Consider the following 26,565-nt stretch of genomic DNA (forward strand, 5'->3'; position numbering starts at 1 on the left):
GCCGTTCCCTGGAGCCCCTTTCTCCACACAATATCTCGAAACTGAGTCTTACAGTATCCGGCCCTATTGTGGAAGAAATTGCTTATTAAAATTAACAACAATGTTGAACATATATGTTAAAGGAGGGAATGGAATGACGGTGGTAAAAATTGCGATATGGATCGATGTTCCGATCGAGTTTTGTTTTGACATCGCCAGAAATATCAGCCTCCATCCTCAGTCAGTCCCTCATACAAAAGAGAAGGCAGTGGCTGGAGTGACGGAAGGATTAATACATGAAGGAGAAACCGTGACGTGGGAAGCCATTCACTTAGGGATCCGGCAGACTTTGACAGCTCGGATCATTTCCATGAATCCGCCTTATGAGTTCGTGGACCGCATGGAAGAAGGCGCTTTTCAATCCCTTATCCACGTTCACCTTTTTGAGGAACAGAATGGGGGTACGCTTATGACGGACATCTTACAATTTGAATCTCCATTTGGTCCTGTAGGAAAAGTTTTTAATCGGTTATTTCTAAAAAAATACATGAGGGATTTCCTCGCTCGCCGGTCAGAAAATCTAAAGCAGATTGCAGAAGATGAATATATGAGTGGAGACAATCCCGACACCTAGTTCATCAGAAAAACCTGAATTAAATTAAAAGCTATTTCAGATTCGAAAGAAGGAGAAGTTTTTCTATCGAACGAAAAAAACAGGTAGGAAAATCCTCAACACGCTAGGAAAGCCGCTCTTAATTAAGAGCGGCTTTCTGCATGTGGTGTTAAGTTAACCCTTCGTCCTGACGTCGAATCATTCTATATCTATTAGTTTATGTGCTCTCTTACTATGAAAAGGCTAACAAGCCAAGATTAGCACACCTTCTACTCAAAATCCATAAAGTAAAGTAGACAATTATTACAAATTTTCCAAAGCTTCTACGTGCTCCTTTTTAAAGAAGGGCGAATCTTCCGGAGGTATAGCCAGACAGCGAACTTCCTTCTCGGTGAAAGGGTGGATAAATGTCAGACGTGCGGCATGAAGAGCCTGAGAAAGTCCATTTTTTTCTTCTCCTCCGTACAGTTCGTCACCGAGAAGCGGGTGGCCTAAATAGCTCATGTGCACACGAATCTGGTGTGTCCGTCCCGATTGGAGATTAAGTGTAACCAGCGAAGCCTTTCTTGCTTTATCATATTCAAGCACTTCATAAGTCGTAATAGCCGGCTGACCATTTGGGGAAACACGGCGTCTTACCGGATGATGGCGGTCTTTGCCGATAGGCTGATCTATCGTAGCTTTTTTCGGCTTTAACCGGCCATGGGCCCACGCAATATATGTTCTTTTAATATTTCGATCCTGCAGTTCTTTCCCTAGCATGGCAATAGCCAAATCGTGTTTGGCAAAAAGGATTGCCCCCGATGTGTCCTTGTCAAGCCGGTGCACATACTTTGGGGTGGCTTCAATACCGTTCATCTGAAAGTAAAAAGCAACACCATTAACCAGCGTATGATGATCATCCGGTGTGTTGGGATGGGTAAATAATCCAGCAGGTTTATTAACAACCAGCAGGTGGTCATCTTCATAGACGACGTCGATGTCCATGTACACAGGTGTGACCTCAAGCTGGCGAGGCTTGAATAATCGAATTCTTAAAAGGTCGTTTGCCTGTACTCTTGTATCTTTCCAGTTCGCGGTTTCATTATTTAACGTCAATTCTTTGTTGGAGCGGAATTCGTGGACCAGCTTTCTCGGCACAAACCATTCTTTTTTCATGACCCGTTCAATGGTATACCCGTTCCATTTCTCTGGTATAGTAACCTCCAGCCATTCTCCAATTCTTTTCGTTTTCATATACACACCTAACTTCATTAATTGATATCGTGCGGCATTCTCGTTATTTTACCCGGGATGTTCTTCTTCACGCAATGGCTATTTTACCCAATGCATTCTTTTTTGTTAAGTTTATAAGAGAGGAAAAGTGGTTATTATGACGATTATGTAAAGAATTGTGGACTGGTATCGACATCTGCATAACTATGTTATAATAGATGGGTTGAATAATTAGTGAAACGAAAGAGGTGTGTGCTTCATGCAACACAGAAATGATATTCGCAATATAGCGATCATCGCTCACGTTGACCACGGGAAAACCACATTGGTTGACCAAATGCTTCATTACTCTGGAACATTCCGTGATAATGAGCACGTTGACGAGCGTGCGATGGACTCAAACGATTTAGAGAAAGAACGCGGAATTACGATTTTGGCGAAAAATACCGCGATCAACTATAATGATGCACGGATCAACATTCTTGATACACCAGGTCACGCCGATTTTGGTGGAGAAGTTGAACGTATTCTGAAAATGGTTGATGGCGTACTTCTAGTGGTTGATGCTTATGAAGGCTGTATGCCACAAACACGTTTCGTGCTTAAAAAAGCACTGGAACAAAAGTTAACACCCGTAGTTGTATTGAACAAAATTGACCGTCCGAATGCCCGTCCCGGTGAAGTAATTGATGAAGTCCTTGATCTGTTCATCGAGCTTGGTGCGGATGATGAACAGCTTGAATTCCCTGTTGTATATGCATCTGCTCTAAACGGCACTTCAGGCGATGAGCCGGAAGAACAGAACGATACGATGGATCCGATTTTCAAATTAATCATGAACAATATCCCGGCTCCTTTAGATACGAAAGAAGAGCCATTGCAGTTCCAGGTAACGCTTTTGGATTACAACGATTATCTTGGACGTATTGGTGTAGGCCGCGTCTTTAGAGGCAGTATCAAAGTGGGACAGCAAGTCTCTCTTATGAAGAAGGACGGATCAGTGAAAAACTTCAGAGTGTCCAAACTCTTTGGTTTCATTGGTCTAAAACGTATAGAAATCCAAGAAGCTAAAGCAGGAGATATTATTGCTCTTGCAGGACTTGAAGACATTAACGTAGGAGAAACCGTCTGCCCTCCTGATAATCAGGAAGCAATGGAAATTCCTCGTATTGATGAGCCGACGCTTCAAATGACGTTCGTTGTTAATAACAGCCCATTTGCTGGACGTGAAGGTAAATATGTAACTTCCCGTCAGATCGAAGAGCGTCTATTGACTCAATTAGAGACGGATGTCAGTCTTCGTGTTGAACCTACGGATTCTCCAGATGCCTTTACGGTATCCGGCCGTGGTGAGCTTCACCTGTCCATTCTAGTAGAGAACATGCGTCGTGAAGGTTTTGAACTTCAATTATCCAAGCCGAAAGTTATCTTGAAAGAGATTGACGGCCAGGTTTGTGAGCCGGTTGAACGCGTTCAAATCGACACGCCTGAAGAATATCAGGGCGGTGTTATGGAATCTATCGGTTACCGTAAAGGTGAAATGCAGGATATGGTCAACGACGGCAATGGTCAAGTTCGTCTTGAATTCCTTGTACCATCTCGCGGATTGATTGGATATTCCACTGAATTTATGACTCAGACGCGCGGTTACGGAATTTTGAACCATACGTTTGATGGCTACGCTCCATTAACTAAAGGTCAAGTCGGCGGTCGCCGTGAAGGTGTGCTTGTTTCCCTTGATAAAGGAAAAGCTTCCACTTACGGCATCATGAACCTTGAGGACCGGGGAACTATTTTCGTAGAACCGGGTACTGAAGTTTATGAAGGAATGATTGTAGGAGAGCACAACCGCGAAAACGACCTTACCGTTAATATAACTAAAGAAAAACATTTAACGAACGTGCGTTCCGCTAACAAAGACACGACAAATACCATCAAGAAAACTCGTAAAATGACGCTTGAAGAAGCGATTGAGTATCTGGATGACGATGAGTATTGCGAAGTAACACCTGAAAACGTACGTCTTCGTAAGAAATACTTGAACAAAAACGAACGTGAAAAAATGGCGAAGCAGAAAAAACTGCAAAACGCTGATATTTAATAACAAAAAGGCCTGAACCTCTTTATTAGAGGCTCAGGCCTTTTTTTACTCTGTAACTTCAACTGTCTCTTCCTGGTGGCCGTGAATATCCTGATCCGGTTTTTCATAATGGATGGTAATGGTATAGTCACCAGCAGCAGGGAAAGAGTGAGCGGCTGTGTATTCTCCAGGTTCTTGCTCTTTGGCATCCACATAAATATGCTTATCCAATTGCTCGGAATTGATTTCAAAACGCACCAGACCATCTTCAAATGGCTGTTCCATCTGATTGATGTGGGTGGTTAGCTGCACTTCCTCTCCAGCTTTAAAGCCTTCTTCCTTCATAAAATGAACCATGAATTTCTCTTTCATTTCGTCGTGACCTTGTGAATCCTCGTGACTGTGTGAGGTGCTATCATCAGAAGTAGCTGACTGTTCTTCTCCAACTTTTACTTCAACCTGAGGCATCGTATGCAGATCTCCTACTTGTGTATGCGCAATAACTTGATAGGTACCTGAAGAATCGAAAGTATATTCGATCGTATAGATTCCGTCACCTGTATGCTCTGCCTCAATGGTTTTGGAACTTTCCTGACCTTGTGAATTGTTCCAAATTTCAAAATCTACATAATCAGCGTCTTCTACAGGTTCACTTCCCTGTGTGACGACTGCTTCAATGTTTGTTTTCTCTTTTACGGGAAGTGGCTGCTCTCCAAACTTTACCTCTACTTCAGGAATTTCAGCTACTTGATCCTCCGAAGAGCTTGTTTCGTTATTCTGCTGGCTTTGTTCATTCGTTCCGCAAGCAGCTAATAGTAAAATAAATATAAATACGAGTAAACTCCATAGAAATCGATTCATGATCAGACTCCTTTCCGTAGTTTCTGTCTTTCATCATAACATTTCTATCTTAAACCAAAATGTGCGTTTTTAGACATTCCTGTGACATAAGGAATTACCTGCACATCTTATGGTCAGACAACAAGAAAAAAAGGCTGCACTCTTATAGAGCCAACCTTCCTTTTCTTTTATCTCCCGGGGTCTATGGACCAATCTTTATACGTATAAAAACGTTCATTAGTGACCCACTTCATAGCTTCAGGATCTTTGATTTTAATGCCTTCTTCTAGCATCTCAAGCATCCGTGCAGTTTGAGAGATATGGGCACGCATTGCGTTCAGCTTTTCTGTTTGTACGGATTGAATATCGTTCACTACATCCGGCTCTCCTAACTTTTCTTCCGTGTCGTTAGCGAAAGCAATCGCATGAAATTTTGGCCGTTCGTCCGGTTCCATCTCACGAAGAGCTCGGACTACTGCTCGTGCCGTGGCTTCATGATCGGGATGAACGGCAAAACCGGGGTAGAAACTGATAACTAAAGAAGGCTCCAGCTCATCAATTAAATCTCGTACCATTTGCTTCATTTGTTGATCATCTTCGAACTCGAGTGTTTTATCCCGAAGCCCCATCATACGGAGGTCTTCAATTCCCATTGCTTCTGCCGCTTTTTTTAATTCTTTACGGCGGATATCGGGGAGTGATTCCCGTGTCGCGAATTGGGGATTTCCGAGATTTCTGCCCATTTCACCGAGTGTAAGGCACGCATAAGTTAAGGGAGTTCCTTGTTTTATATATGATGTAATGGTTCCTGACACACCGAAAGCTTCATCGTCGGGGTGCGGAAAAATAACGAGAACGTGTCGTTCTTGTTCAATCATCTGATTCACTCCTTTTGCAGGCTTTCTATTTTAACATTATCACGTAATTTCTTGTAATTTTAAAGCTATTTGTTTTTGAAGTTTTTTATGAAATGGTCGTTAGGGCCTTCTCTACATGAGAGAGCCAGTTCATATTTACCAGATAATAAAGGAAAAACCCCCTGGCCAATGGCCAGAGGGCTTGAAATTTATAATACGGGAGTAAGCCGTTCGCGGTAGTTAGGGTGGTATAGATAATATAATGGATAACCATACGTGTAAAAGTACTGAATCATGATACCGGCAAAAGCCACACCAGCTGCGGTTCCTAGTCCGACTGGCCCGCCGACAAAGAAAGCGGCGGTAGAGGTTGTAAGAGCTATAGCCGTTTGACTCACCCGTAAGCTCAGATTAAATCTCTTGGCGACCACCAAAAATAGTTGATCCACAGGAGCCCGCGGCAGCTGAGGTAAAATATAAATCGACACACCCAGCGCACTGAAGGTAACACCTATCAGCAATAACGCTAGCTGAACGAGAAATGGAGCAGACGCCATCGTCATATTTTTAAATACAATTTCTACCCAAAAATCAAGTATAAGACTTTCTAAAACGAGCGGGAGCAGAGCTCTTACTTCTGGCTTTTGCTTCATAAGCCAGCCATTAACAAAAATAAAAATCAATTGAAAAATGGCGTACCAGATTCCGACAGTAAAACCAAGCCGATCAGATAATCCTACAAATAACGCGGTCCAGAATCCTGCACCTAATGTGGCTTTTATCAAAAGGGCTACACCAAAAAAGTTAACAAACATGCCAAGAATATAAATAGACATACGGTATAGCATTGTGAATCCTCATCTTTCTCATAAGTTGAAACTTAAAGCCTTTGCTTTTTTCCTTCGGCTATTCTAATAGCGGTGCCCCCCGCCGTCAATAGAGGAAGTTATATGGATTATTTTTACTAGTTTGCTGTGTAGTTCAGGGGAATAGGGGCAGGACTCGAAGTTTTTCAATCATAAAAGTGGATTTATTGTTTAAAGAAAGATAAAATCGTAGTTTAATAGCTTCTTACAGCGGGGGATATACAGCAGTGGGAAATAAACGAATGGTTTCGTAAAGAAAGGTATGAGATTAATGCTACATAATCCAACAGGAAAAGAGCGTCTGGGTCTGGCTTTACTTCTAGGTATGCTCGGAATTTTAGGCCCGCTGAATATAGATATGTATTTACCAAGCTTCCCGGGAATTGCTTCGGATTTAAATGCTTCTGCATCACTCGTACAGTTGAGTTTGACGGCTTGTTTAATCGGACTTGCGATCGGACAGATTGTGGTAGGGCCGATTAGTGATGCCCAGGGCAGGAGGAAGCCTTTGCTTCTGTTCATATTTTTATTTGCGGTTGCTTCCCTGCTTTGCGCGCTCGCTCCTAATATCTACATATTAATAATAGCGCGTTTTATTCAAGGGTTTACAGCTTCAGCAGGTATTGTCCTATCCCGCGCGGTTGTGCGTGATGTTTTCGATGGAAGAGAGCTTACAAAGTTCTTTGCTCTGTTAATGGTCATTAATGCAACAGCGCCGATGATTGCACCTATGACAGGGGGAGCTATTTTGCTATTGCCATTTGCAACATGGCATACGATTTTTTATTTCCTCTGCCTGCTAGGTTTGATCATTGTATCGACGATTGCCCTGAAGTTAAAAGAAACCCTTCCGCCTGAAAAGAGAATTCCAAGTTCAATTCGGGAGTCCATAAAAACGATTGGGAGGCTCTTAAAGGATCGTTCCTTTATTGGTTATGCGTTAACGATCGGATTTGTACACGGGGGCAGCTTTGCGTACGTGTCGGGGACTCCGTTTGTGTATCAGGGTATTTACGGCGTGTCTCCACAGGTTTTCAGTGTTTTGTTCGGCATCAATGGTCTGGCGATTATTACGGGCAGCTTTCTTATTGGCCGCCTGGGCGGCATAATTCATGAGAGAAGCCTGCTTCGAGCAGCAGTCATTACGGCTGTGAGTGCTACCTCATTTCTTTTAATTATGACGATTATTGAAGGACCGCTGGCTTCGCTTGTTATCCCTATTTTTATATACATGACGGCTATGGGAATGGTTTTAACCAGTACCTTTACGCTTGCCATGGAACATCAGGGGCATCGGGCAGGAAGTGCCAGTGCTGTTTTAGGGATGCTGCCTCTATTGTTTGGATCGATGGTTTCTCCGCTTGTCGGTCTGGATGAAAGCACCGCTGTTCCAATGGGAGCCACGTTATTTATTACCGCCTCCATTGGTTCGATTGCTTTCTTTACGCTAACGAGCAAAAATCAAGCCGCACAAGTATAAATGAAAGATCCAGACGATTTGCGCGTGTCTGGGTCTTTTTAGCATTTATCGGCAGAAGCCTCCCTCTTCAAGCACTGTGTCGAAGACCAGTGGTAAGGGAGAGATGCATGCCTTCGCCTTCAGGCGAAGGTTTTCGTTTTCTATTTTTACGGTCGTATGGTATTCTAAAATGAGAACATAAGTTCCTGTACGGAGGTGAAAATGGTGACGCACAAAGCTTATAATTTTCGCATTTATCCTAGTAAAGAACAAACAACGTTAATTGCTAAATCCATCGGATGTTCACGTTTTGTGTTTAATCATTTCCTCTCCAAGTGGAACAATGCTTACAAACTTTCTGGTAAAGGTTTGTCTTATGCAAAATGCAATAAACAACTGACACAAATCAAACAAGATTTCCAATGGTTAAAAGAAGTTGATAGTACAGCTCTGCAAAATTCGCTGAGGGATCTTGCAGATTCTTTCGATCGCTTTTTTAAGAAACTTAACAATAGACCAAAATTCAAGTCTAAAAAGAATAGAAAGCAATCTTATACCGCTCAATACAACAAAGACAATATCAGAATCGACGGTAATAAAGTGAAGCTACCAAAGGTAGGCTGGGTGTTGTGTGCTAAGAGTCGTGAAGTAGAAGGGCGTATTTTAAGCGCAACTGTTAGGCGGAATCCTTCAGGTAAACATTTTGTTTCTATTCTTGTTGATACAAAAGTCGAGAGACTTCCTAAAACCAACTCCTCTGTAGGCATTGATCTCGGATTGAAAGACTTCGCTGTTCTCTCGAATGGCACCACCTATGAAAACCCACGATACCTACGTAAGACCGAAAAGAAACTAGCAAAAGCTCAACGTATCCTTTCCCGAAGGGTAAAGGGATCTTCGAATTGGCATAAGCAACGTATTAAAGTAGCTAGACTCCACGAAAAGATTGCAAACTCTCGCAAAGATCATCTGCATAAGATTTCTACCGAAATCATCAAAAACCACGATGTGGTCGGGGTAGAAAATCTCCAAATTTCCAATATGCTCAAGAACCGAAAACTATCCAAATCGATTAGTGATGCGAGCTGGTCGATGTTCACGTCTATGCTCAAATACAAAGCAAAGTGGTACGGAAAACAATTAATACCCGTATCAAAAATTTTTGCGAGTTCGCAACTGTGTTCCTATTGTGGATACCAAAACGATGAGGTGAAGAATCTCGCTGTTCGAACGTGGAACTGCCCAAATTGTGGAAGCCACCACGACCGCGATCTAAATGCGAGCTTCAATATATTGAAGGAGATTCAAAGGATCCTTCCAACCGTCGGTGCGACGGGGCTAGCCTAATCATTTGAACGAACCGTTAGGTTTGTGCTCTTAGGAATCCCCCAACTTCAAGGAGCGTCAGCGAGTAAGTGGGGGTAGTTCAATTTGAGACAAGGCAAATTATAAAATATCTCGTGCTTTTTTTGTTAAAATAAACGAATGGGCTAAATAATAAACAAATGATCATATAAGGAGAGTTTAACGATGAACGAAGCGGAGCGGACACTTAAGGAGAAATTAACCGGGGTTTGGAAACTCGTTAATTATCAGGTGACAGATTCGAGGGGCGTATCCAATCACCCAATGGGTAAAGATGCCTCGGGAATCGCTATTTACCACGAAGATGGATATATGTCTGTTCAAATTATGAGTTCACGACGGCTTGCCTATGCAGCAGGCGGCATCCATACGGGTCCGACCAAGGCGGTCGCAGCAGCTGCCAAAGGGTATCTTGCCTACTCTGGGACATACGAAATAGATTCAGGGAAAAGCATGGTTGAGCACTATATGACGGTAAGTTTGAATCCGAACTGGGAAGGCGATACGCAGCCGCGTTACGTTCAATTTGAAGGAGACCGATTGATTATTAACAGCCAGCCGGTTTTTATTCAGGGGCAGGAAAAGAATACACAATTAATCTGGGAAAGAGCAGACTCATCCTCAAAAAATGAAGGTTGATCATTCAGAAAAGCTCCTTTTTCTATAAGACTCAGTTTCGATATATTGTTTGATGAGGAAGTTCCTCCAGGGGACGATTTTCGCTCTCCGGCCCTGCACGACGCAGGGTCGTTCGACGTTCTTACATGACGTGACATTCTTAGTCGAACCTCTTCTGTGGTGAGTTTCCTCGGGCTTTAAAATTGCTGCAGAATCTCACCGATCATGTTCATCCCAAAGGAGTCTCCCCGTTTTCCCAACCCCTATACGTTAAGAAGAGGCTTGAAATGATATACATGGTGTAGAGCTTTTGAACGTGGAAATCTTGATTAACAGCTATATTTTACGATGATCCATATGATCATAGCTTCCGTTTTCCTAAGATAATTTCGAGCCTTTTATATCGCAAGGGTCGTGGGGGAAGGGGGAGACTCCCGTGGGAGAAGGGAGTAGGCGAGATCCCACAGGGCGCAGCCCGAGGAAGCTTGCCGGTTCCCCCACAGGAAAGCGAGTCCTTCCCCAACGACCCTAAATACCTACAAACATCTCGAAATCGAGTCTTCCACTATCCGACCCTAGTGTGGCAAAATTCTTTAATGAATATCTTGAAGCTAACCAAAAAGAAAGGCGCTAATCTAGGAATAGGCGCCTTTCTTTTTTAATCAGGATTTAAACTGCCAGGCAGGGAGCGTTTGTTTTAGCGGTTTATCCTTCCGATAACCAAGGACGTATTCAGCCTGCATGATGGTGTGAATTTCCCTTGTACCCTCATAAATGACCGGAGCCTTAGAGTTACGTAAATAGCGTTCAACCGGATATTCATTGGAGTAACCATAAGCTCCATGAATTTGAACGGCATCATCCGCAGCCTGATTCGCAAAATTGCAGGCCTGCCATTTAGCAAGCGACGTTTCCCGCGTATTCCGAACACCTTGATTCTTCATCTCCCCGGCCCGATAGACGAGGAGGCGGCTCATTTGAAGACCAGTTTCCATATTTGCAATCATTTGCTGGACCAGCTGATGCCTTCCGATTTCCTTTCCGAACGTATGACGCTCATGGCAGTAATCAACACTTGCCTCGAGACAAGCCATGATTTGACCGCAAGCCCCGGCCGCCACCGTAAAACGGCCATTATCCAATGCAGCCATAGCAATCTTAAACCCATCGCCCTCAGCGCCGACCAAGTTTTCTTTAGGTACCCTGACTTGATCGAAAAATAATTCTCCTGTATTTCCGGCGCGTATGCCTAATTTTCCTTTGATACCTTTTGAAGAGAACCCTGTCATGGTTCGTTCCACGATAAAGGCTGAAATGCCGTGATGCTTTTTACTTTTGTCGGTATAGGCGAAAACGAGAAAATAATCGGCCGAATCACAAAGGGAGATCCACGTCTTCTGTCCGGTAAGCACATATGCATCGCCATCCTGCCTCGCGGTTGTTTGGAGTGCGGCGACATCAGAGCCAGCCCCGGGTTCTGTAAGTCCAAATCCTCCTATTTTTTCCCCCTTTGCCTGCGGAACTAAGTACCGCTGTTTTTGTTCATCCGTTCCCCATTGCAATAGCGTCATACTGTTAAGACCAGTATGGACAGACACAGCGGTTCGGAAGGCCGTATCTCCACGCTCTAATTCTTCACATACGATAGCAAGGGAATTGTAGTCCATGCCGCTTCCACCATATTTTTCTGGAATACAGACGCCCATAAGACCTAAGTCAGCCAGTTTTTTTAACAAGTTTGGATCAAATTTTCCATTCGCATCCCACTCTCCGATATACGGCATGATTTCCTTATCCACAAATCCGCGCACTGTCCTGCGGAGCATGACCTGCTCTTCACTGAAATCAAAATCCATAAGATCTCTCCTTAAATAACACTCATTTTTCGCAGTTCTTCAATTTCCTTCTTCTTATACCCCAGGGACTTAAGAATTTCGTCCGTATGTTCTCCGGGTTCAGGTGGGTGGCGCTTTAGTTTTACCTTGGATCGGGACAGTTTCAACGGACTTCCGATCATTTTTATGGGGCCGGCTTTAGGATGCTCGGCTTTTAGAAACATCTCTCTTTCTTTAAGCTGTGGGTCGAGAAATAAGTCATCCAGCGTATAGATAGGGCCAAATGGGATATTGGCTCCCTGACATTTTTCCTTCCAATAATCTGTAGGTTTCTCAAGGAATCCTTCTTGTAAGAGCGGAATTAACTCCTGTCGATGGGAGACTCGATCTGGATTCGTGCGAAAGCGAATATCTGCAGCCAGCTCGGGTTTTTGGATGACTTGGCAGAGAGAAGCAAATTGAATGTCATTTCCAACTGCTATAACCATGTCACCATCTTTAGTTCGAAAAGTTTGGTAAGGGACAATGTTGGCATGGTGATTTCCGAGGCGCCCCGGAATGTCACCAGACATTAAATAATTGCTTCCTATATTAACAAGTGAACTGACAGCCGCATCGTATAAAGATAAATCGAGTTGCTGGCCATACCCTGAATGAGACCGCTCGAGTAAAGCAGCCTGAACGCCGATACAGGCATACAACCCTGTTAAGATGTCCGTGATCGCAACACCCGTTTTCTGAGGACCGGATTCTTCGTTTCCTGTAATGCTCATCAGTCCGCTCATGGCTTGAATGATGAAATCGTACCCTGGAAGGTGTTTATATGGACCAGTTTCACCAAAACCAGTGATCGAACAGTATACAATTCCTTCATTAACTTTTTTTAGCTGATCATAACCCAACCCAAGGCGCTCCATGGTTCCAGTTTTAAAATTATGAAGGATAACATCACTTTCAGATACTAGCTGACGAATGATATTCGTTCCTTTCTCGGCCTTTAAATTGATGGTGAGACTCTTTTTATTACGATTAGCACATGCATAATAAGCACTGACTCCTTCTTGGAACGGCGGCCCCCACTTCCGGGTATCATCACTTCCTCCAGGGGCCTCCACTTTAATAACGTCTGCCCCTAAATCTCCAAGAATCATCGAACAATAAGGACCAGCAAGCACCCGGGTCAAATCAAGTACACGAATTCCTTCAAGAGCCCCAGCCAAATGAATCACTTCCTTTCTAACAAGTAAAAAGCCAGAAGAACCCATACGAAGTATGAATCCAACTGGCTTGGGAACGATGGTCTTGATCGTAATAGGGTCTGTCCTAAAAGGGTTACACTTCATCTTATTCCAAGGGTACGGTGGATATGAATGCTTCATTCATTTTTAATCAACGAATAAATGCCTATCATGAAATAATTTCTATCGTAATAGGATAGAGCAGTGGGACAAATCTGAGAAAAGCAGGACAGGTCTCAGAAGCGGCCCATTCATTTACATCTTAGAAATTAAGATTACTTGACAGTGACTTGGGGGTTTTACAATGGAATTTGGTTCAAGACAGGTGAAAAGTCTGCCTCCTTATTTATTTTCCATCTTTCATGAGAAAAAGAAGAAATTAAAACAGCAGGGGATAGACGTTATTGATTTAGGAATAGGAGCTCCGGATTTGCCTGCTCCGTCCTTTATTATCGATCGTTTAACTGTAGAAGCGGCCAATCCTGACAATCATAAATATGCCCCTTACGGCGGATGCGAGGAATTTAAGCAGGCGGTCGCTTCCTTTTACAAGAAGCATTATGATGTTGACCTCGACCCAGAGACAGAGGTACTTGCCTTAATTGGTTCAAAGGAAGGAATCGCTCATTTAATTCGGGCGGTCATTGACCCGGGGGACGGGGTGCTGATTCCTGATCCAGGCTACCCTGTTTATCAATCAGCTGTCCATCTTGCTTACGGAACGGCGCTTCCTTATCCATTGGACAGACAGAATGGGTATGTACCTGATTATCAATTGCTGGTAGAGGAAGACGTGGAGAAAGCAAAACTCATGATTCTAAATTATCCCGGGAATCCAACCGGGGCAACGGTAGAGATGGAGACTTTTGAGAAAGCTGTGGCATTTGCGAAGCAGCATAAGCTCTGTGTAGCTCACGATGCTGCTTATGATTTAGTAACGTTCTCTGGTTATAAGGCTCCCAGTATTCTGCAGATACCAGGTTCGAAAGAGACGGCGGTGGAGTTTGGTTCTTTATCGAAAAGTTTTAATATGACCGGGTGGAGAATTGGATATGCGGTAGGCAATAAAGAATTGATACAAGCCTTAGCTGTAATGAAAAGTAACACCGATACCAGTCAGTTTCTGCCTATTCAAAAAGCAGGAGCGGCTGCTTTAAACAGTGACTTCTCAACAGTGAAAGAGAATAACAGGATTTATGAAAAGCGTATGGACCGGATGCTAACTGGTTTATCGGAAATGGACATACATGCAGATCGTCCAAGAGGCACCTTTTTTATCTGGGCACCCGTTCCAAAGGGGTATACATCTCAAGGGTACGTTGAAAAAGTACTGGATGAGGCCGGAGTGATTTTAACACCAGGAACAGCTTTCGGAAAGAAAGGAGAGGGGTATTTCAGGATTTCCTTATCCGTCCCTGAAGAGCGTCTGCAGGAAGCGGTTAATCGTATGAAAATTATGAAGGCAGGAGAGCATTCGAATGGTCCATAAGGAATCGCCATTGATGACAAGTGCCAGGGCAATTATAGAATGCATGAAAATAGAAGCCATCGAGAAAGTGTTTTGTGTACCAGGAGAAAGCTATCTCCCAGTCATGGACGCTATTCTTAATGAACCCTCTATGAAGCTTGTATCTGCACGGCATGAGGGCGGAGCTTCCTTTATGGCTGAAGGTTACGCAAAAGCTACGGGTAAGCCTGGTGTTGTAATGGCTACAAGAGGGGTGGGCGGATCGAATCTTGCGATTGGCGTGCACACAGCTTATCAGGATTCCACTCCCTTAGTCGTTTTTTTAGGACAAGTTCACAGCAGCTTCAGAGGGAGAGAGGGGTTCCAGGAAATTGACCTGGCTCACTTCTTTAGTTCGATTACGAAATGGACGGTTGAAATCGATAACCCTGTCCGCATTCCTGAATTGGTTCAGCGGGCCTTTCGGATCGCACAAACAGGACGGCCGGGACCTGTAGTCATTTCTTTACCGGAAGATCTACTAACAAAAGAAGCAACCATGGAGTTTCAAAATCCAACGGTCAGGCCCTGTCCTGCTCCATCCCGAAAAGAAATTAAGCTTGTAGAAGAGTATATGCAAAAAGCAGAGCGTCCTCTCATTATTGCAGGTGGCGGAGTGAAAATAGCTGGTGCAGAAGACACGCTCGTTCAATTTGCAGAGAAATATGATATGTCTGTGATGGCGGCCTTTAGGAGGCAGGATGTTTTTCCAAATAACCACAGGCTGTATGCCGGTCATCTCGGTTTAGGAACGGAGAAATCTATCGTGCAGACGGTGAAGGAAGCAGATTTCATCCTTTCAGTAGGTACAAGGTTATCAGAGATTACCACCCGGGATTATACGATATTCAATAAGGATCAGACCTTGATCCATATGGATATAAATGTTGAAACCCTGGGGAAAGTGTATGCACCTGATGTGGGAATTGTAGCCGATGCGAAAGAAGGGTTGAAAGCGCTTTTAACTTTAAGTGCTGTTCCAAATTGGAAGAATTGGACAATGAAGAGGAGAGAAATCTATCAATCTTCGCTGAGTCAATCGGTTCATAACAATAGTAATCAGCGGATCATCGCACTTCTTCAAGAACATTTGCCTAATGATGCGATTCTTACGAATGATGCCGGAAACTTTGCTGGATGGCTCCATAAGTACTACCAGTTCAACTATAAGAAAACGTATATTGGCCCTACATCCGGAGCCATGGGATATGGTTTGCCGGCGGCTCTCGGAGCCAAGTTAGCTCATCCGAAGCGTACGGTCGTTTCTCTCTCTGGAGATGGCGGGTTCCTCATGACCATGCAGGAGCTTGAGACCGCTGTAAGGTATAACATTCCGGTCATTAGTATTGTATTTAACAATTGTATGTATGGAACGATCCGTATGCACCAGGAAATGCGGTACCCATTTAAAACGATTGGAACGGATCTTGGGAACGTGCCTTTTGCGGATATGGCCGTTCAGTTAGGTGCCATGGGTTTCTACGTTAAGAATCCTGACGAGTTTGAACAAGCCTTACTGGGAGCCCTGGAGTGCCAGGAGCCGGCTCTCATTGAAATAGAAAGTGATGCAGAACAGATATCTGTGTCTTCAACAATTCAACAAATAAGGCAGCGAGCTGCAGATTAAAGTTAAAGTTAGTTCGAGGAGGAGATTACCTGTGAGTCAAAAGTTGAACCAAGAAGAAAAACTTCAGAATTTCATTAATGGGGAATGGCTGGAACCTGGTAATGGTGCGTATGCTGATGTAACCAATCCGGCTACGCTTGAAACGCTGGTGCAAGTGCCATTGTCTGGTAAAGAAGAAGTAGCTTCCGCTGTAGAGGCTGCCAAGAAAGCTCAAAAGGACTGGGCGCTTGTTCCTGCTCCTCAGCGTGCGGAAGTACTTTACCGTGTTGGTTTAATTATGAAAGAAAGAAAAGAGTACTTGTCCCGCTGGCTGACGATGGAAAATGGAAAGGTGCTGGAAGAAGCACGCGGAGAAGTGCAGGAAGGGATCGATATGGCTTTCTATATGGCTGGGGAAGGACGAAGGTTATTCGGCCAGACCACTCCATCCGAACTGAAGGACAAATTCGCTATGAGTGTACGCGCCCCTGTGGGAGTGGTCGGAATAATTACACCATGGAATTTTCCGATAGCCATAGCGACTTGGAAGTCGTTTCCGGCCATCGTCGCAGGGAATGCGGTTGTATGGAAACCCGCCTCCGAAACACCGGTCATGGCTTTTGAATTAGCTAAAATATTTGAAGAAGCAGGCCTTCCTAAAGGGGTTATCAATGTCGTATTCGGTTCAGGTTCTTCCGTCGGGGAAGCTATGCTTGAAGAAAATGATATACGGGTCATCTCGTTTACTGGTTCTAATGAAGTGGGGCGCGGAATTGCTTCTAAGTGCGGTCAAAAACTGAAAAAAGTCTCACTCGAAATGGGAGGCAAAAACGCGGTCATTGTTATGGATGATGCTGATCTTTCACTAGCCGTAGAGGGTATTTTGTGGAGCGCATTTGGAACGAGCGGACAGCGTTGTACCGCCTGCAGCCGCGTATTGGTTCACGAAAGCTTAAAGGATCAATTAGAAGAACGGCTGATGTACGAAATGGCTAAGCTGACCATAGGTAACGGATTAGATGAATCGATCAAGGTAGGTCCGATTATTAATCAAAAAGGACTTGAAAAAATAAAAAGTTATATTCGAGTAGGGAATGCAGAAGGGGCCAAGCTGCTTGCAGGCGGTTATGTACTGGAAAATGGAGAACATAAAAAAGGGCATTATTTCGCCCCTACACTATTCACAGATGTGAAAGCCGATATGCGTATCGCTCAGGAAGAAATCTTTGGACCGGTCGTTTCCCTGATTCCAGTAAAGAGTCTCGAAGAAGCTGTTGAGATCAATAACGGCGTGGAGTTCGGTCTCTCGAGTTCTATCTTTACGAAGGATATCAATAAGGTTTTTGCAGCCCAGCGCGATCTGGACACAGGAATTGTGTATGTAAATGCAGGGACAACAGGCGCAGAGATTCATCTTCCTTTTGGAGGAACAAAAGGAACGGGCAATGGGCACCGTGATTCCGGTCTTGCCGCTTTAGATGTGTTTACGGAATGGAAATCCGTGTATGTGGATTTTAGCGGTAAATTACAGCGTGCTCAAATCGACGTGGAGTAGATTGTATGGTCATGAGGGAAGAGGAGGACGGATGATGAAAGTAGCAGTACTTGGATCTGGTCTAATGGGTAAAGAAGCAGCTAGGGATTTAGTCCATAGTCCAGGAGTCGAGCACGTGGGACTCGCTGATATTGATTTATCTCGAGCGGAGAAGGTCTGTAAGAGCATAAACTCTCCTAAAATTCACGCTTATAAAGTGGATGCAGGAAACGCTGCTGAACTGGCTGCTTTTATGAAATCTTATGATGTCGTCATTAATGCTTTATTCTATTCATTCAATGAGATGGTTGCCAGAACAGCCATAGGGGTAGGTGTAAGTTCCGTAGATCTTGGAGGGCATATCGGTCATATCACGGACAAAGTGTTGGAGCTGGATGAAAAAGCCCGGGCCGCAGGAGTCACCATTATTCCTGATCTCGGGGTAGCTCCTGGAATGATTAATATTCTATCAGGCTATGGAGTTAGTAAACTGGACAAGCTGGATTCCCTGCGCCTGTTTGTTGGAGGCATACCTGTCCAGCCAGAACCTCCTTTAGAATACAATCACGTTTTCTCAATGGAAGGTCTGCTTGATCATTATACAGATCCTTCTACCATTATTCGAAACGGCAAACTTGAGGAAGTCTCCTCCCTTTCGGAAATAGAACCTATCTATTTTGAACGTTATGGTCCGCTTGAAGCGTTCCATACGTCCGGGGGAACATCTACATTACTTAAGTCCTATCCAAAAGTTCGTACGCTGGAATACAAAACCATCCGGTATCCGGGCCACGCGGAAAAGATGAAGCTGCTGGTCGACTTGAATTTAACGCATAACGACAGCGAAGTTGAGGTGGGCGGTGTGAAGATTAAAACCAGAGAAGTGCTGTTAAAGACGATTGACCCAATTGTTAGCTTAAAGAATAAAGAGGATGCGGTTCTTCTGAGAGTAAATGTGGGCGGAGAAAAGGATGGGAAACAGGCCGCCTATCAATATGAAATGGTCACCTATAAGGATCGGGTCACAAATGTGACGGCCATGGCACGAGCTACGGCCAACACGATATCAGTAGTCGCTCAGATGATCGGCAGTCAGGCCATCACTAAAAAAGGTGTGTGTCCTCCTGAGCAAATAGTTCCGGGTGATCTTTATATTAAAGAGATGGGCCAAAGAGGAGTCGTCATTACTGAAAAACAAATCACTTAGAATGATAGAAGCTGCTAAACGCAGCTTCTATTTTTTTATGGAGAGCTTACTAAAGCTCTGTGACAATAGTTACAGCAAAGCTCCCGATACTGGAAGACTCAGTTTCGAGATAGTTGGGCCCGTTACTAAGATGGGGATGAGGGTTGGTTGGGAAATAATTCGCTTTCCTGCGGGGGAACTAGCAAGCCTCCTCGGTCGTTTCACTCCCTGTGGGGTCTCGCCTCGCTCCTTCTCCCGCGGGAGTCTCACCATTTCCCCACCAACCCAACTATAATTTTGCGAACGGAACCTGCCAGTAGAAAAAAGTGGGAACCTTACATCGTCTTAAATGCTTCTATAGCGGCGTTTATATCTTGTACAGACTCGGTGCTTAGCGTGGATCGCACAGGTTATTCTTCGTCATATGAAGGCATTTACGTAAAGGATTTCGAGCTCTACATGATCGTAAAGGTGCGGAAGGGAACGGCGAAGACTCCTGCGGGATGAACATGACAGGTGAGGCCCCGGAAGGCGCCAGCCTGAGGAGACTCAGCGCAAGGGATGTTCGACTAAGATCGCCACGTCCTGTGGCAACGTCGAACGACCCTGCGTCGTGCAGGGCCGCGAAAAGCGAGCCGTTCCCTGGAGCGCCTCTCTCCACACAATATCTCGAAGCTGAGTTTTCCACAATCCGGCGCTTTAGTGGAATAGAAGTGATGGGAACTATTCAAAAGCGTTTGGTATGATCATTATAGAAAATTAGATGATTATGTATATTTATTCCTTAATATGGATGGGGTTATTAGAAATTGAAACAGAGGAGTAAGTTTCTTCTTAAAAACCATTGAATCAATATGCAATAAAATGTATGATTAACAAATTGAAAAGGATATATAACCTTTAAATTCGAAAAAAATATGCATTCATATTCAGAAGTGGAGGAAGGAAGATGGAGTTAGAAAAGCAAGAACTACAGATGGAAAAGAAATATACAGCCAAACAATTAGTTAAATTCTTAATCCCGTCTATCATAGGGGTGCTATTGTTCCTCGTGCCCATCTCCGTAGATGGTACGGTCACGATTGGACTCGGAGTAATGGCTGATGGGCTGCAGGCTGCTATTTCCGATTACATTCCTTTATTTATGACAAGTGTACTTTGGATTTCAGCTGTCGGCGCAATTGCAATCAAAGGAATCAGCCAGCCCGCAATTCGCAATCATACATTTATTGCAAAATTATTTGATGTTGGCTTATTCTGGATTGTTCTGCGTTTACTGGGAGCTGTCTTTGCAACCCTGACACTCACTGGTGCAGGACCTGAAGTGGTGTCTTCTGAATTAACTGGTCAGGTTGTGTTATTTGATCTGATTCCCGTACTAATGGTCTGGTTTTTATTTGCCAGCTTGTTCATGCCGTTGTTATTGGAATTTGGATTAATGGATTTCATTGGGACGATGGTCCGTAAGGTTATGCATCCATTATTCAAACTTCCGGGCCGTTCCTCCGTCGATGCTTTAGCTTCATGGATGGGCAGTGGTACGGTTGGAGTGTTGTTGACTACTCAGCAGTACGAAGGGGGCTATTACTCTAAACGGGAAGCGGCCGTGGTTGCGACTAACTTTTCCATTGCATCGATCGCCTTCAGTTTAGTTATTGCAAGATTCATAGGAATTGACCATATGTTCGTCCAGTTTTATTTCACGGTAGCCGTATGCGGTATTGTAGCGGCGGTGATCTGTCCGCGTCTTCCTCCGCTTTCCCAGAAGAAGAGTACGTACTATGGGCCGGCAGGAAAGCAAATTGATGAGGCTGTCCCTTCGGGGTATTCAAGCTTCCAATGGGCGGTGGAACAGGCTGTAAGAAAGGCCGACCAGGTAAAAAGCGCTCGTAGTGTAATCAATAGAGGAATTTTCAATGTCGCCGATATTTGGCTCGGTCTTATTCCTCTGGTTATGGCCCTTGGGACGATTGCTCTTATGATTGCTGAATTTACGCCGATTTTCACGTTCTTATCTTATCCATTTATTCCTTTCTTGAACCTGTTGCAAATACCAGAGGCTCAGGCCGCCGCTCCGGCAATGATTGTCGGATTTGCGGACATGTTCCTGCCAGCTGTTATCGGATCGGGAATTGAATCAGAGTTGACCCGCTTTATCATCGGAGTCATGTCTCTGACCCAATTAGTGTATATGTCTGAGATTGGTATTCTATTAATTAAATCGAAAATTCCTTTGAACATTGGAGAATTGTTCATTATCTTTTTACAGAGAACCGTTATTACGCTGCCCATCGCAGCTTTGATGGCTCATCTATTATTCTTCTGAACCGCGTGCTATTATAGAGAGAGTTTTTTTATGGAGGTAGTTTTTAATGGGGAACGACTGGAATCATCTTGTTGAAAATATGTCAAACCGGCTGGCGCCGAGCATGGCTAAGGACCACCCGAACTTGCCAGTACTTAAAGAAGAAGGGTGCTATTATTACGGTGTAGATGGCAGAACGTATCTGGATTTTACTTCGGGTATTGCCACCACCAATGTGGGACATCGGCATCCAAAAGTGGTGGAGGCGATTAAGGAAGGAGCAGATCAGCTAGGGCACGGACCATCTGGAGTCATTATTTATGAATCAATTTTGAAACTTGCAGACCGTCTGGCTGAAATCATGCCCGGGGATCTCGATTGCTTCTTTTTTGGAAATAGCGGAGCAGAAGCCATTGAAGGAGCCATCAAGCTAGCAAAACATGTGACGGAACGGCCTTACATTGTATCATTTATCGGCGGTTTTCACGGGCGTTCAATGGGAGCCCTCAGTGTAACAAGTTCAAAAAGTAAATACCGCAAGTTTCTAAATCCGACCGGATCTTATCAAATTCCATACGCCCAGGTGGAGGATGCCCCTGAAGGCACGGATCCAGAGCAGTTTGTAGTGCAGCAATTAGAAAAGGATTTCGAGCGATTGTTTGCCCACCAAGTGACATCTGATGAGGTAGCAGCTGTTTTAGTTGAACCTGTACTTGGAGAAGGTGGCTATATCGTCCCGCCAAAAGCCTGGCTACAAAAGGTCCGCGAACTATGCGACTATTACGGTTTATTACTCATTTTTGATGAGGTTCAGACAGGGTTCGGACGGACAGGTGAATGGTTTGCCTCCCAAACCTTTGATGTGACACCGGATATCATGGCGATTGCGAAAGGCATTGCTAATGGAATGCCGCTCAGTGCGACGGTTGCTCCAAATGCACTGATGAAGCAGTGGCCGTTGGGAAGTCATGCCACAACTTTCGGTGGAAATCCAATCGCCTGTTCTGCAGCCAATGCGGTTCTGGATGTGATACAGGAAGAGAATCTGCTTGAAAATACGAAGAAAGCTGGAGCTTACGCTGCTGAGAAGCTGCATAAGATAAAAGGGCGGCATCCATCAATCGGACGCATCCGGTCAGTCGGTCTTATGATCGGTATTGAAATCGTGGATCCCGTTACTGGAAAACCCAACAGTGAAGGTTTATTTAACGTTCTGGACAAGGCTCTTGAAAATGGAGTTCTCTTTTACTTTGGCGGCAATCAGACGGAAATCATTCGAATGATACCTCCATTAACGATAAGTAAAGAACAGATTGACGAGGGTCTGAAGATGTTTGAGGAAGCTTTAACGGCTTATGAAGAAGAAATAACGGTGTATTAGAAAAAGACGAGAGATCGCTGTTGATCTCTCGTCTTTATTAGTGTAAAACTTTTATGAATGACCCAAAACTGCGTTGTACTTCGTCTATTTTAAAAGCGCCGTTTCTACTTTTGCTACGGGTTCTGTTTTTTCCTTAGATAGGAACCAGCCGCCGGCACCGATAGTGAGGAGAACAGACCAGAAGATAAGTTTCCAGGTCAGGCTTTTAGCAAAACCGTCCGCTAATAGTGCGACTTCTGGGTGGTCGAGTGTATAGACAGCGAGCTTCACGCCTACCCAACCGACAATAAGGTAAGCAGCTGTCTCAAGACCAGGGCGCTTGTCGAGAAGAATTACAAAATATCTAGCAGCGAAACGCATGATGATGAGGCCGATTATACCGCCGGCAAGAATAACGGCAAAGTGTCCGCCGTCTAAACCGCCGATTTGAGGGAGGCTGGTAGCAGGGAGCATCACGGCCAAAGCTACAGCAGCAAGGATGGAATCAACAGCGAACGCAATATCAGCAAGTTCGACTTTAACAACGGTCATCCAGAAGCCTGAGCTTTTGCTTGTGGAGTGTGATTTTTTCAATTTTGGTTTCAATACATGTTTTTTCAACAAATGGTAAGCAGCTATTCCAATTAAATACAAAGCACCAATAGCTTGAACCTGCCAAATTTGGACCAGGTAGGAGATGACAAACAGGGAGGCAAATCGGAAAACGAAAGCTCCGCCTAGACCATAAAACAAAGCCTTTTTCCGCTGCTTTTCCGGAAGGTGTTTTACCATAGTAGCAATGACAAGGGCGTTGTCTGCTGCCAAAATTCCCTCAAGACCAATTAGAATTAATAAGACCCAGCCGTATTCCATCAATAATGAAATGTCCATTCATTTTCTCCTCTTTAATGTATTATGGTTTAATTCAAAACGACAAGTTCGTCGTGGTCAAAACTTTTCACATCATCGGTAAATACAATTTTTGTCTTTAAGCGATACGTCTCTGCGTTCGTTGTAGGAGGAAGATCTTCCGGAATTTGATAGTGAAAGGGAACTTCACGCATTCCTTTTGGTTCCATTGTCTGAGACATTAACACGGTAGCAGCTGGGGCAATTACTTCGGTTTTCCGGCCTTTCGTTTCTTTTACAAAATCGCATTCCAGTCGTTTAATTTTTTGCGGCAGCCATCCGCCATAAATGTGGAAAGAACCCTTTACGATGGCGCCTGGTACAATCTGATGAGATTGCAGCACTAAATCTACTTTCGGGGAACCAATTTTAAATAAGTTTAATAATGATTGAATCACGAGCTGGATCCTCCTTAGATTTTTTGGTATTGGTTCGATAATCAACTTTCATTGAATGATACTCCTTCTTTTTTGTGCATTAAAAAAACCTTTACCATCGCTCTGGTAAAGGTTTGGGATATCCAAATAAATATACCTTTACCAAATTGGCAAAGGTCTCGCAAACAACATTATGTTGCCAGTTAAGCCGGTGATGAATCATCACGTATTGTCGACATAACTGTAAGCTACTCCCCTTTGGAGTATTATAAGCTCCTTATGAGCACAGTCTTTACTCTCTAACTGTAACTCTATATTATTATATTTTTCCAACTCTGTCAATTTATATTTTGAAAATTCTTTCATCGGACACGCCTGAATTTATCTGAGGAACGGTTGGCAAGGGCAGGATTGGCAGTTGCGCCACTCCTGCAGATAAGGATAGACTGGTGAGACCCTGGAGGATGAAGGGATGCCGTTGAAAAGGTACGTTTTAATTATCAATCCAGAAGACAGCCTAAGTATTGTGGAAGCAAAATCGATGAGGCATGCCTATGAGAATCACTACGGCAAAATTACCAGTGATCCTTCAGGCGACTATCCGTAAAATAATTAGTTAGGAGAATGAAATATGCCCGATATAACAAATCAAATAATCCTTGTTACCGGGGCTAATCGAGGACAGGGGAAAGCGATGGCTGAACATTTGGCTGAACTGGGGAGCCGTGTGGTGGTTGCCGCCCGGGATTATTCTCAAGCAATGGAAACAGCTGAAGAAATCGGAAATGAAAAGGCTTTTCCAGTCAAGTTGGATGTTACCAATGAAGAAGAATGGAAAGAAGCAGTCAGTCTGGTCATTAAAAAATTCGGCCGAATCGATACTCTTATTAATAATGCTGGAATCCTTATACGTAAACCTTTCAGTCAACTCACAATAGAAGAATATCAACAGTTAATTCATGTAAACCAGCTCGGAGTATTCATCGGCATGCAAACCGTTACTCCTTACATGGAAAAACAGAAAAAGGGATCGATCATTAATAACCTATCCATTTCATCTTTTGCTCCTATCAGCCGTTCCTCAGCTTATGCCGCAACTAAGGCGGCAGTGGTGGCCATGTCTAAATCTGCGGCAATTGAATTAGGACCGAAAGGCATTCGAGTCAATATGATTCATCCCGGGGGGATCGAAACGGAGATGGCTACTCAGGGTAAAGGAGTTCCGGAGTCCTATCAAAATATCCCTTTGGGTCGTATTGGGCAGCCTATAGAAATAGCCAGAGTGGCAGCTTTTCTTGCTTCGGATGAAAGTTCATACTGCACAGGGACGGAAATCGTGGTAGATGGAGGCATGACACTTGGTACCTCTTGAGATATAGAGGGCAAATCGTGATGTATTTTTTAGTTATCACGTCTGCCAGGTAAAGGCAGGTTTGTTTAAATAACATCACGAATTGTTTAAGTTTTTGTAACAAAAAGACGCATTTTGTACATCTATGGTATGATAACTTAGGTTTATTGAAATTATATTATAATAAGGATGATCATTATGCAGAAAGATAGAATTGAATCTATCTATTTTTTAAGGCTGTTTGCCATGCTGATGGTTGTACTAGTTCATACTACAGGTATCTTCCAATCCGTCTTTTCTGAAGGTAGTATGGAGTTTGGAGTCTATCACTTTATCAATCGGATTATACGATTAGAAGCTGGTATCTTCATTATGATTACAGCCATGGTATTTTTCTATAAATATATAGATAAAAAAATGACAGTACCGGAATTAAAAGATTATTACAAGAAGCGGGCGCTTTATATTGTGGTTCCCTACCTTTTATGGGCCTTATTTTATGAAGCTTTCTCTCTTTATATTGGAGCGGTTCCTCTTAATTTTGCAGAGATGACCTGGAGAATAATCCAAGGAGAATCCTTTTACCAGCTTCATTTTATATTCTTAATTGTGCAATTTTATCTGGTATTTCCTATTATTTTGTTTGTTGCGCAGAAAGTTCCTGTGTTTAAAAAATATATGTGGGTATTTGGAATTGCTATAGAAATCGGTTACTATTTCTTTGACCAGACGTTCAAGTTGATTCCGTTTTCCATCTTCCTAAGTTCTCTGGGACCTTATTTGCTGGGAGCGTGGATCGGTACGTATTATAAGGAACAGCGCTCGCTCATCTATAGAAAAACGAATGTTGCGTGGGCCGTTTTTGCACTGGCAGCCGGTGTGACTACCGTGTTCTTACACTATCATTTATACACGGTTTCTACGTTCGTCCTCCCGGGGTATGTTTATTTAATTATGAACCTTTCCTACATTCTAAGTGGGAGCTATATATTGTTCCGATTGACCGAAGTTGTCTGTGATAAATGGCCAGCCATTATTCCGTATGTGCAGCGTGTGGCTGTGTATTCTTTTGGATTTTATCTGCTTCATCCTTTTATCCTGAAACTCGTGGCTCAGTTCATTCCTGCGCCAGAAGGGTATTGGTTCCATCTGTTTATTCTTCTCAGGTACGTGAGCACGATTGTCCTTTGTTACTTGGTCATCTGGTTCACCCATAAGTACTTCGTACGGCCTGGATTACTATTTGGAAAACTCCCAAGAAGAGCACCTTCGATTTTGGAAACACCTAAAGTTTCAACGGAAAATAAAAGGACTGGAACGTAAATTTAAATTTTTTTCAAAGATGTACGCTCTTTCCAGGGCGTGCATCTTTTTTTAATCTGGAAGTGCTTCCATTACCCCCTCCAGATGATGAAGATTCTATTCTTCCTGACCGCCATTCATAAACAAGGTTTATATTATATCG

General features: G+C 43.7%; 22 protein-coding genes. 14 read left to right on the forward strand and 8 right to left on the reverse strand.

What is annotated here, in order from left to right; genetic code table 11:
* Positions 1-133 precede the first annotated feature (133 nt).
* Positions 134-613, forward strand: coding sequence for an SRPBCC family protein (locus tag HBHAL_RS04425; RefSeq protein WP_014642158.1), 480 nt, complete (start codon positions 134-136; stop codon positions 611-613).
* A gap of 282 nt (positions 614-895) precedes the next feature.
* On the opposite strand, the gene HBHAL_RS04430 is transcribed toward HBHAL_RS04425, so the two are convergent.
* A complete protein-coding gene (locus tag HBHAL_RS04430; protein WP_231853975.1) occupies positions 896-1,846 on the reverse strand; it encodes an RluA family pseudouridine synthase in 951 nt (316 codons plus the stop codon).
* A gap of 220 nt (positions 1,847-2,066) precedes the next feature.
* Here HBHAL_RS04430 and typA point away from each other — a divergent pair, with 220 nt between their 5' ends.
* Positions 2,067-3,908, forward strand: coding sequence for a translational GTPase TypA (typA, locus tag HBHAL_RS04435; RefSeq protein ID WP_014642160.1), 1,842 nt, complete (start codon positions 2,067-2,069; stop codon positions 3,906-3,908).
* Between the two features lie 45 nt (positions 3,909-3,953).
* Here typA and HBHAL_RS04440 read toward each other — a convergent pair whose 3' ends face one another.
* From HBHAL_RS04440 to HBHAL_RS04450, 3 genes are all read right to left on the reverse strand, one after another.
* Entirely contained in the window at positions 3,954-4,748 is a 795-nt protein-coding gene (locus tag HBHAL_RS04440; protein ID WP_014642161.1) for a FixH family protein, read from the reverse strand.
* Positions 4,749-4,915: 167 nt separating this feature from the next.
* Complete coding sequence (bshB2, locus tag HBHAL_RS04445) at positions 4,916-5,605, reverse strand: bacillithiol biosynthesis deacetylase BshB2 (RefSeq protein WP_014642162.1); 690 nt, start codon at positions 5,603-5,605, stop codon at positions 4,916-4,918.
* Positions 5,606-5,793: 188 nt separating this feature from the next.
* A complete protein-coding gene (locus HBHAL_RS04450; RefSeq protein ID WP_223254257.1) occupies positions 5,794-6,420 on the reverse strand; it encodes a YczE/YyaS/YitT family protein in 627 nt (208 codons plus the stop codon).
* A 301-nt stretch (positions 6,421-6,721) separates the two neighbouring features.
* Between HBHAL_RS04450 and HBHAL_RS04455 the strand changes: the two genes are divergently transcribed.
* From HBHAL_RS04455 to HBHAL_RS04465, 3 genes are all read left to right on the forward strand, one after another.
* Complete coding sequence (locus HBHAL_RS04455; protein ID WP_014642164.1) at positions 6,722-7,930, forward strand: Bcr/CflA family efflux MFS transporter; 1,209 nt, start codon at positions 6,722-6,724, stop codon at positions 7,928-7,930.
* Between the two features lie 201 nt (positions 7,931-8,131).
* Positions 8,132-9,256, forward strand: coding sequence for an IS200/IS605 family element RNA-guided endonuclease TnpB (gene tnpB, locus HBHAL_RS04460; protein WP_014642165.1), 1,125 nt, complete (start codon positions 8,132-8,134; stop codon positions 9,254-9,256).
* 183 nt (positions 9,257-9,439) lie between these two features.
* On the forward strand, positions 9,440-9,913 hold the full coding sequence (locus HBHAL_RS04465) for a lipocalin-like domain-containing protein (protein ID WP_014642166.1): 474 nt from the start codon (positions 9,440-9,442) through the stop codon (positions 9,911-9,913).
* Between the two features lie 641 nt (positions 9,914-10,554).
* Here the strand turns inward: HBHAL_RS04465 and HBHAL_RS04470 are convergent.
* Entirely contained in the window at positions 10,555-11,748 is a 1,194-nt protein-coding gene (locus HBHAL_RS04470; RefSeq protein WP_014642167.1) for an acyl-CoA dehydrogenase family protein, read from the reverse strand.
* Positions 11,749-11,759: 11 nt separating this feature from the next.
* A complete protein-coding gene (locus HBHAL_RS04475; protein ID WP_041601195.1) occupies positions 11,760-12,947 on the reverse strand; it encodes a CaiB/BaiF CoA transferase family protein in 1,188 nt (395 codons plus the stop codon).
* 322 nt (positions 12,948-13,269) lie between these two features.
* Here HBHAL_RS04475 and HBHAL_RS04480 point away from each other — a divergent pair, with 322 nt between their 5' ends.
* The 6 genes from HBHAL_RS04480 (at position 13,270) to HBHAL_RS04510 (ending at position 22,484) form a co-directional block, all read left to right on the forward strand.
* On the forward strand, positions 13,270-14,454 hold the full coding sequence (locus HBHAL_RS04480) for an LL-diaminopimelate aminotransferase (RefSeq protein WP_014642169.1): 1,185 nt from the start codon (positions 13,270-13,272) through the stop codon (positions 14,452-14,454).
* A complete protein-coding gene (locus HBHAL_RS04485) occupies positions 14,444-16,099 on the forward strand; it encodes a thiamine pyrophosphate-dependent enzyme (protein WP_014642170.1) in 1,656 nt (551 codons plus the stop codon). The genes HBHAL_RS04480 and HBHAL_RS04485 overlap by 11 nt, the downstream gene beginning before the upstream one ends.
* 31 nt (positions 16,100-16,130) lie before the next feature.
* Positions 16,131-17,633, forward strand: coding sequence for an aldehyde dehydrogenase family protein (locus HBHAL_RS04490; protein ID WP_014642171.1), 1,503 nt, complete (start codon positions 16,131-16,133; stop codon positions 17,631-17,633).
* Between the two features lie 34 nt (positions 17,634-17,667).
* Positions 17,668-18,819 carry a saccharopine dehydrogenase family protein gene (locus tag HBHAL_RS04495; RefSeq protein ID WP_041601196.1) on the forward strand — a complete coding sequence of 384 codons (1,152 nt, stop codon included), beginning with the start codon at positions 17,668-17,670 and terminating at the stop codon, positions 18,817-18,819.
* Between the two features lie 928 nt (positions 18,820-19,747).
* On the forward strand, positions 19,748-21,124 hold the full coding sequence (locus tag HBHAL_RS04505) for a YjiH family protein (RefSeq protein WP_014642173.1): 1,377 nt from the start codon (positions 19,748-19,750) through the stop codon (positions 21,122-21,124).
* A 46-nt stretch (positions 21,125-21,170) separates the two neighbouring features.
* Positions 21,171-22,484: an aspartate aminotransferase family protein gene (locus HBHAL_RS04510; RefSeq protein WP_014642174.1), complete on the forward strand. Its 1,314-nt coding sequence runs from the start codon at positions 21,171-21,173 to the stop codon at positions 22,482-22,484.
* A gap of 84 nt (positions 22,485-22,568) precedes the next feature.
* Here the strand turns inward: HBHAL_RS04510 and HBHAL_RS04515 are convergent, their stop codons facing one another.
* Both HBHAL_RS04515 and HBHAL_RS04520 read right to left on the reverse strand, forming a co-directional pair.
* Positions 22,569-23,354, reverse strand: coding sequence for a TerC family protein (locus HBHAL_RS04515; RefSeq protein WP_014642175.1), 786 nt, complete (start codon positions 23,352-23,354; stop codon positions 22,569-22,571).
* Positions 23,355-23,383: 29 nt separating this feature from the next.
* The gene (locus HBHAL_RS04520) at positions 23,384-23,770 is read right to left on the reverse strand and encodes a sporulation protein (RefSeq protein ID WP_014642176.1); all 387 of its coding nucleotides are present in this window, start codon (positions 23,768-23,770) and stop codon (positions 23,384-23,386) included.
* Positions 23,771-24,221: 451 nt separating this feature from the next.
* Here HBHAL_RS04520 and HBHAL_RS21925 point away from each other — a divergent pair, with 451 nt between their 5' ends.
* The 3 genes from HBHAL_RS21925 (at position 24,222) to HBHAL_RS04530 (ending at position 26,423) form a co-directional block, all read left to right on the forward strand.
* Positions 24,222-24,356, forward strand: a complete 135-nt coding sequence (locus HBHAL_RS21925) for a hypothetical protein (RefSeq protein WP_014642177.1) — start codon at positions 24,222-24,224, stop codon at positions 24,354-24,356.
* Positions 24,357-24,380: 24 nt separating this feature from the next.
* Positions 24,381-25,121 (forward strand): SDR family NAD(P)-dependent oxidoreductase, encoded by a 741-nt coding sequence (locus tag HBHAL_RS04525; RefSeq protein WP_014642178.1) that lies wholly within the window; start codon positions 24,381-24,383, stop codon positions 25,119-25,121.
* 177 nt (positions 25,122-25,298) lie between these two features.
* Entirely contained in the window at positions 25,299-26,423 is a 1,125-nt protein-coding gene (locus HBHAL_RS04530; protein ID WP_014642179.1) for an acyltransferase, read from the forward strand.
* The last annotated feature ends 142 nt before the right edge of the window (positions 26,424-26,565 follow it).

Origin of the sequence: Halobacillus halophilus DSM 2266 (assembly GCF_000284515.1) — a bacterium.
Taxonomy (GTDB): Bacteria; Bacillota; Bacilli; order Bacillales; family Halobacillaceae; genus Halobacillus; species Halobacillus halophilus.